11 protein-coding genes and 1 pseudogene are annotated in these 10,231 nt (G+C 44.9%); 6 read left to right on the forward strand and 6 right to left on the reverse strand.

What is annotated here, in order from left to right:
- Positions 1 to 5: 5 nt before the first annotated feature.
- Positions 6 to 1,385 carry a transposase gene (locus tag F6J90_RS39485; RefSeq protein WP_293107168.1) on the forward strand — a complete coding sequence of 460 codons (1,380 nt, stop codon included), beginning with the start codon at positions 6 to 8 and terminating at the stop codon, positions 1,383 to 1,385.
- Positions 1,386 to 1,636: 251 nt separating this feature from the next.
- Here the strand turns inward: F6J90_RS39485 and aat are convergent, their stop codons facing one another.
- Positions 1,637 to 2,221: a leucyl/phenylalanyl-tRNA--protein transferase gene (gene aat, locus F6J90_RS39490; RefSeq protein WP_293107171.1), complete on the reverse strand. Its 585-nt coding sequence runs from the start codon at positions 2,219 to 2,221 to the stop codon at positions 1,637 to 1,639.
- Between the two features lie 312 nt (positions 2,222 to 2,533).
- Between aat and F6J90_RS39495 the strand changes: the two genes are divergently transcribed.
- Positions 2,534 to 2,962: a TerB family tellurite resistance protein gene (locus F6J90_RS39495; protein ID WP_293107174.1), complete on the forward strand. Its 429-nt coding sequence runs from the start codon at positions 2,534 to 2,536 to the stop codon at positions 2,960 to 2,962.
- A gap of 93 nt (positions 2,963 to 3,055) precedes the next feature.
- On the opposite strand, the gene F6J90_RS39500 is transcribed toward F6J90_RS39495, so the two are convergent.
- Positions 3,056 to 3,181, reverse strand: coding sequence for a hypothetical protein (locus F6J90_RS39500; protein ID WP_293107177.1), 126 nt, complete (start codon positions 3,179 to 3,181; stop codon positions 3,056 to 3,058).
- Positions 3,182 to 3,611: 430 nt separating this feature from the next.
- Here F6J90_RS39500 and F6J90_RS39505 point away from each other — a divergent pair, with 430 nt between their 5' ends.
- A complete protein-coding gene (locus F6J90_RS39505; protein WP_293107181.1) occupies positions 3,612 to 4,862 on the forward strand; it encodes an S-layer homology domain-containing protein in 1,251 nt (416 codons plus the stop codon).
- Positions 4,863 to 4,951: 89 nt separating this feature from the next.
- On the opposite strand, the gene F6J90_RS39510 is transcribed toward F6J90_RS39505, so the two are convergent.
- Positions 4,952 to 6,373 carry a GAF domain-containing sensor histidine kinase gene (locus F6J90_RS39510; RefSeq protein WP_293107184.1) on the reverse strand — a complete coding sequence of 474 codons (1,422 nt, stop codon included), beginning with the start codon at positions 6,371 to 6,373 and terminating at the stop codon, positions 4,952 to 4,954.
- A gap of 469 nt (positions 6,374 to 6,842) precedes the next feature.
- On the opposite strand from F6J90_RS39510, the gene F6J90_RS39515 reads away from it, so the two are divergent.
- Positions 6,843 to 7,160: a DUF3155 domain-containing protein gene (locus F6J90_RS39515; protein ID WP_008178570.1), complete on the forward strand. Its 318-nt coding sequence runs from the start codon at positions 6,843 to 6,845 to the stop codon at positions 7,158 to 7,160.
- Positions 7,161 to 7,311: 151 nt separating this feature from the next.
- On the opposite strand, the gene F6J90_RS39520 is transcribed toward F6J90_RS39515, so the two are convergent.
- Positions 7,312 to 7,845 (reverse strand): cofactor assembly of complex C subunit B, encoded by a 534-nt coding sequence (locus F6J90_RS39520; RefSeq protein WP_293107187.1) that lies wholly within the window; start codon positions 7,843 to 7,845, stop codon positions 7,312 to 7,314.
- Between the two features lie 237 nt (positions 7,846 to 8,082).
- Positions 8,083 to 8,484, reverse strand: a complete 402-nt coding sequence (locus F6J90_RS39525; RefSeq protein WP_293107190.1) for a PadR family transcriptional regulator — start codon at positions 8,482 to 8,484, stop codon at positions 8,083 to 8,085.
- A gap of 222 nt (positions 8,485 to 8,706) precedes the next feature.
- On the opposite strand from F6J90_RS39525, the gene F6J90_RS39530 reads away from it, so the two are divergent.
- Positions 8,707 to 8,880: a hypothetical protein gene (locus F6J90_RS39530; protein WP_293107193.1), complete on the forward strand. Its 174-nt coding sequence runs from the start codon at positions 8,707 to 8,709 to the stop codon at positions 8,878 to 8,880.
- Positions 8,881 to 9,381: 501 nt separating this feature from the next.
- Positions 9,382 to 9,951, forward strand: a complete 570-nt coding sequence (locus F6J90_RS39535) for a DUF3611 family protein (RefSeq protein ID WP_293107195.1) — start codon at positions 9,382 to 9,384, stop codon at positions 9,949 to 9,951.
- Positions 9,952 to 10,009: 58 nt separating this feature from the next.
- Here the strand turns inward: F6J90_RS39535 and F6J90_RS39540 are convergent.
- Positions 10,010 to 10,231: pseudogene (locus F6J90_RS39540) on the reverse strand (hypothetical protein); the annotation flags it as partial.

Here is a 10,231-nt window from a genome sequence, read left to right on the forward strand (position 1 = left end):
GAAATATGTACAGAACAATTCCAATCAAAGCGACATTCACGGACGAAGAAAATGCTTTTTGGTTATTTCAGTGCGAACAGGCCAATAGTTTGTGGAATTGTGCCACCTATTACTCCAAGCAAAAACATTATAGTTGGTTGGAGCAGCAACCAGAAGCATTGACAACTTACTGGCGCGGAGACGATCTAAGGTACGGATGGAAAACGTACAAGTGCGCTGTGAAGTATGCTGAGCTATGTAAAAGCTTTAAAGAAAACCCTCATTACAAGGCTATGGCGGCTCAATCAGCGCAACAAACCCTCAAAACTGTAGCCGAGTCAATTGCTAGCTATAACCAATTAGTCGGCCTTTACTATAAAGGTCAGGTAGATAGACCAAAGCTGATCAGGTATCGCCAAAAAGGGGGTCTAGCTGCTGTTACCTTTCCTCGCCAGGCACTTACTTACAAAAAAGGTTTATTTTATCCGTCCATTAGCAAAGAAAGTAAGCCAGAATTACTTACTGAAATCACCTTAGAGCCACCAGGGTTCATAGATCCAGACTGGGTAAAAGAGGTAACCATTCGCCCATATCTAGGACAGCTCTGGATCAATTGGGTTATTGATAATGAAAAGCAACCAGTAGAACAAAATTCTAATTTGGATTATTCTCAAGCTTGGAGCTTTGATCATGGTGGAGATAATTGGCTGACCGGAGTTTCAACTCATGGGAAAAGCCTAATTATTGATGGCAGAAAGATCAAATCTATCAATCAGGGTTATGCCCGGTTGGTTGCTAAATACAAAGCCGGTAAGCCCGATTTTTATTGGGATGCGAACCTGGATAGGGTTCAAAGAAAACGCAATAACCAGATGCGTGATGCGATCAACAAAGCTGCCCGTTTTATTATCAATCGGTGTTTGAGTGATCGTGTTGGAAATCTAATTATTGGGTGGAATGAACGACAAAAAAATTCAATAAATATGGGCAGACGGGGAAATCAAAACTTCGTCGTAATTCCCACTAAAAGACTCATTGAGCGATTAAAGCAACTAGCCTGCGAATATGGAATAAAACTAACAGTTACCGAAGAAGCGTACACCAGTAAAGCGTCTTACCTAGATGACGACAGCCTCCCAAAACATGGTGAAAAACCCCAAGGATGGACACCGTCAGGAAAACGGGTAAAGCGTGGAATGTACAAAACTTCTTTTGGTGACCTGGTAAATGCGGATTGCAATGGTGCCGCCAATATCGCCAGGAAAGTAGCCACACAGTTAGGTCTCGACCTTACCAAGGTGGGTAGAGGGAGCTTGACACTCCCACATCGATATGATCTTTTTGGATCTCTGTCTAGATCATATCGAACAAGATGTGGAGCGACACGGTTTCAACCTGCCGCGTAACAACCTTGTAGAATCCCCCGTGTTTCAACCGGGGGAGATGTCAATTCAGGCAGAGACAACTGCTAAACTAACCAAACTCAGCCATGCCTATTCACAACTGATCGGGACTTGGCGACCGGGAAACTAGGTTCTATGAGCAACCCTTAAAAGAACAAGCATTCTTCACCTACTTTCTTGTGGAAAACCGTTGCATTGCTGCTAGAGGTCGGGGAGGAGGTTTGGGGGTGTGGACCAAGTAAGCCCTAGCTCAGTTAGATCGGTTCATCAAAGGAACAGGTTTGTGCTATTGCCTTCTGTAACAGCAGACTATACTCTTGCTCATTTACCGTACATGCACCAAACCGTTCTAGGTGAGAATTCATCATCTGAGCATCAAACAGCAAAAAGTTGCGATCGCGCAACCGTTCTACCAACTTAACCATAGCTACCTTTGAGCCGTCCGGAATCCGATAAAACATCGATTCACCAATGAACGCTCCACCAATTACAATGCCCAAAATTCCTCCTGCCAGCTGATTTCCCTGCCAAGTTTCAAAGCTGTAGGCCCATCCAGCCTTATAAAATTGCCAATAAATTTCTTTAAGTTCTGGAGAAATCCAAGTTGTTTCACGGTCAGCACAACCAGTCATTACCCCTAAAAAGTCTCGGTTAATGCTGACACTAAATCGTTCCTGATTTAGGACACGACGCAGAGATTTAGGATAGCGAAACCGCTCATCCAGTGGGATTATAGCACGTTCACGGCTTGAGTACCAGCCTAAATTACCAGTATCATCTGCCATCAGGAAATAGCCTTGAGCATACCCTTGAATTAAGTAATCAATATCGATTTCCATTAACAGAAGTGTGTGAGGAAGAACTAAATTAGTTAGGTAGAACTAAACCTAACATACTAGCGGTTGACACTTCTGTAAAAAAAAATTGGCTTTAAAGAAATCAGGTTTCTTACCTAGATTAAGGGGTCTAACTAAGTTAGTTTTCACAAACCCAGTTTTTTGACAAAGTTCTCCTCCGTCTCCCCAATCTTCCCACTCTTCCCCCTCTTCCCTTTACACTTTCCCTTTTCCCCTAATCGTGGCAAGCTGCAAGAATACTCCATCTAAAACTGCTGTATTGCTTCCCTTCCCCCCTACTGGAGAGATAAAGTCATGGTTACAAATTCTAGTGTCAAACAGTTGCTCAAAATTTTAATCGGTGCCGCCTGGATAGACGGTAAAGTTCAGGCAGAGGAACGGGAATATCTGTATAAAGTCGCTCAGGAATATGGAGTTGCTGACGACCCAGAGATTAAACCGTTACTGTATGAACTCAAAGCTGTGTCAGCAGATGAATGCTACAGTTGGGTGGAAGAGTATTTAGGCGATCGCCCTAGTCCAGAAGACTATCAGCGCTTGATTGAAGCCCTCAGTGCCTTAATTTATAGCGATGGGCTGGTAGATACAGAAGAAGCGAAACTTCTGAATCGCTTGCAGTTACTCGACCCCAGCAGTCCATCTCAGCAGTCGAGTAGTCAAAAAGTACTCAAAGCAATTCAAAAAATTTACCGCCGGTGGATTAATAAGCAGTTTACTGATTGATTACTGCCTCAGTAGGTCGTAAGCATATGCGCTACGCGCACGCTACTTGAGGTGCTATCAGCGTGTCGCGTATCAGCTATCAGCGGTCAGCGATTAGCGCACAGCTTTGGAATAAAACAAGTAAGCATTGGAATAATGCTGAGTTACCTCCCAGCGTCGTTCGCACAGCGTGGCCATTCGCGTAGCGTGGCCAAAGGCCAAGGCCAAAGCCTGTGCCACAAGGCTGAACGCGCACGCGTGAGCTTTTAGCTCACGGCTGACGGCTGACGGCTGACGGCTGAATGCTTACAGTAGGTCAGTGGGTCAGTGCTGAGTAATCAGTCCTGAAAAGTTCAGGACTTACTCAGCAACTCTAGCTGTAGGGTCTCGCTCCGGACTCTCCTACTACACCCCACACCCGGTCAACCAGTCACCCCACCCTCTTGGGCTAATGTGACAATTTTTGATCTGGCAAGTGGTTGGCAACTCATGGAATGTTACTAGCGTCAAATTACTCAGATTGTGCGGAAATTATTGCTATTAAACAGGCGCAATCTGGTTTTTTATGCTTATTTTGAGCAAAAAAAACAATTTTATTGAACCTAGGAACATCTAGCATCTGATTGGTTCTATTTACTTAAGAACACATTAATTTAAGAGAATGCCTTCCATGCTTAACCTAAATCATTTTCAATCAGGAACTGCTGCTGTTTTAGCCCTTGGACTGACCGCCACCACCATGGCTCCCCTAGTCGCACCTGCTCCCTCCTTTGCCCAAAGCACTAACTTTATCGATGTTTCATCCAACTACTGGGCAAGTGAGTTTATTGGGGAATTATCCCAGCGCGGTATAATTGCCGGATTTCCTGATGGCTCCTTCAGACCAAATGCACCAGTGACCCGCGCTCAGTTTGCGGCAATGCTGCGTAAAGCAAATCAAGATTTCAATAAACCCGCCATTCGCGGTGGTAACACTTTCGTGGATGTTGCTTCCAACTACTGGGCAAATCCTGCCATTCAGGAAGCCTACCAAACCGGATTTCTGAGTGGTTACCCTGGTAATATCTTTAGACCTGAACAAAATATTCCCCGTGAACAAGTTTTAGTTGCCCTTTCTAATGGACTGAATTTCTCTTCCAGCGGTTCTACCTCAGAGCTAATCAGTTTCTACCGGGACGGCAGCCAAATTTCTAACTTTGCCCGTGCTCCCATCGCTGCTGCTACAGAAAATCGTTTGGTGGTTAATTATCCTAACGTTGCCTTTCTCAATCCGACTCGGAATGCAACTCGTGCAGAAGTTGCAGCTTTTATGTACCAAGCGCTGGTAGCAACAGAACAAGCCCCAGTGATTAGCTCCCAATACATTATCGATCCCAATCCAGCACCTGTAGCCTTCACAATTCCTGCAGGTACTTCTATTCCGGTTAAGTACAAAAAAGATAAAATTCTGCTGGCTCAAGAGGAAACTATTCCCCTAACCCTGACAGTGGATCTAAACATTACCACTGCTGATGAGGGCAAGTTGCTGATTCCTGCTGGTAGTGAAGTGGTTGGCGAACTCCGTGCTACAAAAGAGGGAGCTCAGTTTGTAGCTCAGCAGCTGTTGATCAATGGTGAAACCCTATCCTTTAATGCCACCTCTGAGGAAATTACCACCACTGAAACTATTCGCAAGGGTAGCAATCCAGGAAGTATCCTAAAAGATGCAGCAGTTGGTACCGCTGCCGCCGCTGCTATCTCTGCCGTTACCGGTGACCGTGCGATCGCTACAGAAGAAATCTTGATCGGAGTTAGTTCTGGCATCGCTTTAAATATCGGCAAACGTTTATTTGGTAGCAGCAGCGTTGACCTATTTGTGGTTGAACCAGAAACCGACTTACAGCTTACCATCGACTCTGACCTGGTGATTAGCAGTCAGTAACTAGATATGTGGACAGTTTGTTGAGAGGTTGATAGATTCACAAATCAGAGCCAACCTCTCAACGGTCAACAACAACTATGTACTGAGGGCTACTGAGCGTAAGTCAACCAAACGATAAAGGTTGTTCCCATGCTTGAGTTATCTTGACCATGACTAATGGATAATTCCCCATTTTCCTCAGTCGATAGTAGTTTGGCAGGACTCAAGACTTCAATATCACCCTGCATGTATTCCATGAGTTCTTTTGCGATCGCTAATCCTAAACCAGTGCCAGGGATAGGACCATTAGCTTGAACTCCCCGATAATGTCGCTCAAACAGATGGTCTAAGTCTTCTGGAGCAATACCTGGACCAGTATCACTAATTGCGATCGCTATAGCATCACCATGTGAAAGCCATTGTCCAACACCAACTTGAATATCAATTTTTCCCCCAGCTGGGGTGTACTTCAAAGCATTGTCAATCAAATTACTCAAGACTTCCCGTAAAGCCTTAGGATTCCCTTTCACCAAAGGTAAGTTAGGGGCAATAGAGCAATACAACTCCAAATTAGCCTCTTGAGTAATAGCGTCAGCAGATATAAGCAAGGGTTCTAAGACATCCTTGACCGCAAACAGTTCCAAAGGAAGAGTTTTGTCCGTGAGTAGGGGAAATTCCCCTGGGGTGGAGTGTGGTTCGGAGTGACTAGTTGGGTAAATCTCCCCAAGATCATCTGATTCTGGGGATGAGGAAGCCTCAGCCGTATCTACAGGCAAAGTTAAGGATGCTGTATCGGTTTGGTTCATGTCCAGGCAAGCATTAAACTGTTGCAGCAACTCCTGTAAGCGATCGCTTTCTCGTATGATGCTCGAAGCCACTGGATAGTTTTTATCTCCTGGTACCAGTCGCTTCAGCAGTAGCTTACCAAAGGTTCGTAACGCCATCAGGGGATTACGAAATTGATGCAGCAGATCATCAAGCATATCCCGTTGTTTTGCCTGTAGACGTCTGTGCTGAGTCAACTGCTGCTCAAACCAACCTTGACGCTGTTCTATGACATATGCGATCGCTAACGTTCTAGCAATGCTTTCCACACTTGCCTGTTCTGTGTGATTCCAAGGTCTATCATCACGAGCACTCACCAATAACCCCATCACTATCCCTTCATGGATTAGAGGTAAAACGATTTGGTGCTGCTGCTGTAGGGAATTTTCTGTCCAGTCAAAATAGGTTGAATCCACATCTTGCTCTTGGTTATTTCCCTGAGGGAGTAGCCGAGGTAAGCTGCTGGATAATCGAGGAATCTGATCAATCTCACCTATTTTCTGTGGCAAAACCCAGTCAGGATCACTCATATCCCACACGGTACTTGTTTCCGGATAAACTACCACAGGAATTAGCTTTGCCTGATTTCCCTCAACGAATTCTTCCGTTAAATATACAGCACCACTAGCTGCTCCCAGTCCTTGGGTTAATAAAGCCACTTGGTTTCGACACAGGGAGACAAATTCTGAACTGAATCGAGTGAACATGAGCTATAGATGATTCTCTGGGTTAATGCTACTGGAAGTTAAGCCACTATCAGCTTTCCTTCTATAATGTCGAACCCCTTAAACAATTGACTATTATGCTTGAGTCATCAGTCATCAGTCATCAGTCATCAATCATCAGTCATCAGTCATTAGACCTCTGGCAAATATCCGTTACATCTGTTGCCCCATCACCTGATCACCCCATCACCTGATCAGTGTAATTGTGAGATTAGTTTAAGGCTATTTTTTCTAATTATATTTAACTTTTGTTAAATATATTAAATTTTTGTATTAATTTTCCGGAGGTCATCAGGAAACTGAAAATCCCCTAACGTATTGCTTTCAAAGGTTTCAGCCGGGTTGTTTAGTTCTATGACAAGAGCTTGATATTTCTAAAAAGACTCGATATAATTTCGACGGCTTTTGTAACTATCTTTACAATTGCCAGCAAAAAGAGGAGGTAAAAAGGTTGGCAAGAAGACGTAAGCGTAAGAGTCGCCGCCGCCAAGAAGGGCGAAAGATACTTGAGCATGTACCTCAGTACAATCTAGAAAGTGGCGAGTATAAACCGGTTACAGCAGCACGCGCATACATTCGATCACAAGGGATAGTTCCACCTGCCCTACTACTGGTCAAACGTAACGAGCATACCACAGACCGTTATTTCTGGGCAGAGAAAGGGCTCTTCGGTGCCCAATATGTGGAAGAAAATCATTTTCTGTTTCCCAGTTTGCGATTAATCAACTCTCCCTTAAAGAAGGTAGGGGTTGCCGCTCGTAGCCGCTGAAACCTTACTGGTAATATTTATTGAAAGTGCTTTTACTTAGCCCTCCTCAAACTCTTTGGCTTGAGGAGGGCTAAGTATCTTGGGTTTATTTACCTATTCTGGAAATTGATCTCGCTGATTATAGTGGCGGAGCATGTCAAACCCTGCTTGCTTACAGCAAGGGTTTTAGTTTCAGAGACTGTTGAAGTTGTATTAGTTCATCGCGATGGCCAGTGACTATAACCAAAGATTGCTCCCCAGCGGCTTGGGTAGACGCTGATTCTAATTTCAGAGATACCTGTTCGAGTCGCTCAGCTTTTTTCCAATAAAAAAGGCCCGCTGCGGGAGCTAGTGCCACTAGCCCCAAAAACACCTTAGTCAAAGTCGGAAACAAAATAGAGAGCACTAGAGATAAGCAGACTATACCACAGGCAGCTAGGACGGTTAAAAAGATAGCCAGAAACCAACTCGGTCGGACTATCCCCTGGAACGTGACTTGATTGGTGGCAGCATCCACCGCCGCCACCTGGTAGGCTCTTTGATCAAAATATTGCTTCAACTGGTTTAGAAGCGATTCTTCTGTTTCTGGGGAAGCTAGCTTCACTTGTTGTATTCGGTCTTTCACAGAGGCTCGAATAAAGAAAAACAAACCTACTGCCAATAAAAGGGTTAGCAAAAGTGTAGAAGCAAGAATAGTTGTATTCACTGAATATTAACTATAAAAATACATATCCTTTGCTACTACTTTACAATTTATGAGACACTAATGGTCAGTTTAGCTCGTCGGTACCCACTAGCTAGAGGCTGTAAGATGCTGGTGTGGGTAGATGGCTAGCAGCTAGCACGCCCTGAATTCACATCTGGGCAAGACAATGCATCACCTGACTTCTGGGATGCCACCAGGGTTTTCAAAGACAGCACCCTGGAAAAAATTGCTACTTCCCTACCTAACTGACTCAACAACAGACTGGTGGCAGGGAGTCCTTGAGTGAATTTTACCCACTGTTTCCTCAGCCATATAGTCATGCCAAAAACTGGCAAGTTCTATAGCTTTTTCCTGCCACTCTGGGCAGATTTGATACATCCTGCGTGGGCGTCCTCTTCCTTCTACTTTTTGCCAGTAGGCTGAAATTGCCTGTTTTTCTTCAAGAAACTTCAGTGCACTGTAGAGGACAGTATCTGAAAGTCGATAGGTGGGGTATTCTTGTTCCAGTTGTTGGATCAGTTGTGTTCCATAAGATTCTCCTTGCAACAACACCGATAGCACATAGCATACCGCTAATTCTTTATTGAGATAGTTGGGCGGAGGATCTTGGAAAAAGCTATAGATATCTTCGAATTTCATCTGCATATGTAGTTGGAATTCCCAGTTCTTCTAGATGGGATTAGAGGGTTTTCTGGCAAATAGTCATGGTTGGAGGCACCCTGGGAAATTCACGCGCGTTTTGCAGTGAGTTTTCTTTAAACGACTAACCTGGGTAGGTACATCGCTATCACACTTTATAACTTAAAAATCTCTGGCGTAGGGTTTAAATACCTCCCTAATTTGATGAAAGTTTAATGAATTTTGGACTTAACACACCTAAAAAGTTTTAATAATTGCTCGAAACCGTTATCCAAAACTACCGACTATCAAGGGGAACATCGGGAAGGAAGACAAGACAGACGAGTAACACCAATTTCATTGATGCGAGCTAGAGAGGATGATCGGGGATGGAAGGATGGGGGCATGGAGGGATGAATATCTAAGCTAATATCCATTTAAATTTCAGATCTTGCCACTTGTGCACAAGCCAGTCTACCATCTCCCCATCTCCCCATCTCCCCATCTCCCCATCTCCCCATCTCCCCATCCCCCCATAAACCGCCATTCACAATTTAAATCCGTTAAAGCTTAATAATTTTTGTGGGGGTTGGTGTAAGTGGCGGTTGGTGTAAGTGGGAGTTAGTGTAACACAAAAGTGAACCATTAATGTGGATCATCTCACATAGAACCCATTCAGGCAGGTTTTTTAGCAAATTAACGGTTCCCACAAGAAGTACCTCAGGGCTTTATCTGCGATTTAGCTGGGGATGAATTGCGAGTGTGATCAATCCTTGTCACAATAAAGTTGGTTGCTGACCCCCCCCGACCGACCACAAGGGTGTTTAGCTTCCAGCCCAAGATTAGCCCTACGTCTTTTCGCGTTGCGGAGCGCGTGGTAGGCGGTTCAAAAGTGATTACTCAAGGGACACAGCCCCCATGCGAGAGATACCTGACAGTTCCATCCCACCAGCTCGTCAAAAAATTGCCCTAACGCTGCGCAGATTCGGTTGGATTTCCTTCTGGACTCAGTTAATCCTAGGGGTGATTTCTACGCTGATTTTAGTGTTTGCAGGCTTTACCCTTGCCAGCCCTCAACCTGACAATCAAGCGGGTCAAGGAATCGGCTTCGGTCTTTTTTTCGTAGTTTGTGGACTAGTGGCTTTAGGTATAGGCATTTATTTTGCCTACCGTTACACTGGAATCGCTAGTCGGCTGCTAGCTGCCAATGGGTCAGACATACCAAGCAAAGCTCAAACCCTTCAAACGATTAGGCTGGGCTTGATTGTGAGTTTAGTAGGAATGTTATTGACCATCATTGGCTCATTTGCAGTCATAGGCAGCCTTGTAGCCCTAGCTCTAGCTGAGCAACAAAGTCCAGTTGGGTTGGCTTGTAATGATGTTCCACCAATAGACCTGTTTGTTGTGCAGGCAAACATCAACACTATTTTTGCTAATTTTGTTGGCATAGCCATTTCCCTGTGGCTATTTAATCGAGTCAGTCGCTAGCCAACATACCCCACACCAGCTCACCACCAGACTCCCAGGGCTTGCGCTTGACCCGTAATTAAATTCGCCACGGGTCGCACCGCTCCCGACTCCCGACTCCCGACTCCCGACTCCCGACTCCCGACTCCCGACTCCCGACTCCCGACTCCCGACTAATTTGCTGACCAATTTGGACTTCCTGTTGATCAGACATATTAGATAACTGGATAATCTGAATACCACGCAATAGCAGCTCTAACCAGGGAACCCCTTGGGCAACCTGAGCTGTTCCCACCACCAG

The organism is Moorena sp. SIOASIH, from assembly GCF_010671925.1.
Lineage (GTDB): Bacteria > Cyanobacteriota > Cyanobacteriia > Cyanobacteriales > Coleofasciculaceae > Moorena.

Coding starts and splice junctions, on each gene's coding strand:
- F6J90_RS39535 (WP_293107195.1), top strand. CDS start 9,382: ATGCGAGAGATACCTGACAGTTCCATCCCACCAGCTCGTCAAAAAATT.
- F6J90_RS39495 (WP_293107174.1), top strand. CDS start 2,534: ATGGTTACAAATTCTAGTGTCAAACAGTTGCTCAAAATTTTAATCGGT.
- aat (WP_293107171.1), bottom strand. CDS start 2,221: ATGGAAATCGATATTGATTACTTAATTCAAGGGTATGCTCAAGGCTAT.
- F6J90_RS39510 (WP_293107184.1), bottom strand. CDS start 6,373: ATGTTCACTCGATTCAGTTCAGAATTTGTCTCCCTGTGTCGAAACCAA.
- F6J90_RS39505 (WP_293107181.1), top strand. CDS start 3,612: ATGCTTAACCTAAATCATTTTCAATCAGGAACTGCTGCTGTTTTAGCC.
- F6J90_RS39485 (WP_293107168.1), top strand. CDS start 6: ATGTACAGAACAATTCCAATCAAAGCGACATTCACGGACGAAGAAAAT.
- F6J90_RS39525 (WP_293107190.1), bottom strand. CDS start 8,484: ATGAAATTCGAAGATATCTATAGCTTTTTCCAAGATCCTCCGCCCAAC.